At 56.9% G+C, this 517-nt stretch carries 1 protein-coding gene; it reads left to right on the top strand.

All coding sequences use genetic code 11. From position 1 onward, the window contains the following. Nucleotides 1–55: 55 nt before the first annotated feature. A partial coding sequence (locus ACR0DO_RS19630; protein WP_480561128.1) for a type IIL restriction-modification enzyme MmeI occupies nucleotides 56–517 on the top strand: 462 nt, incomplete at its 3' end.

Below are 517 nucleotides of genomic sequence, written 5' to 3' on the forward strand. Positions count from 1 at the left end.
AGTTTGACCCATCGCGGTACAACGGCCTCGTGGAAGGCATTCTGGGCAAGCCGTCATGAACGCAGTTGAGATCGAACAGGCCATCACGGAACTTGCAGAACTCACCTTTGACGGGGCCGAGTTCCCCTTCGCCTTCCTAGAAGCCTTTGGCAACAAGGCCACCGCGATTAAGAAGCTCCGCAGCGGGGCCTCAAACAAGTCCGACATCGATGGGGTCCTGCAATCGGGCCATATCCACCTGAAGACCTGTGATGTGGGCCACGTGCCGCAAACGCTGACGGACCTCAAAGATAGCAAGGCCACCCAAACCAAACGCAACAAGGTGCGGTTCTTGCTGGCCACCGACGGTCAGACCTTCGAAGCAGAAGACCTGCTGACAGGGGATACCGTCTCCTGCACCTATGACGACTTCCCGAACCACTTCGTGTTCTTCTGGCCCCTTGCTGGCCTTAGCAAGACCAAACAACTCAGTGAATCCGAGTTTGATGTTCGGGCCACCCTGCGCCTGAATAAGCTC

The sequence above is a fragment of the Ruegeria sp. AM9 genome, from assembly GCF_056540565.1.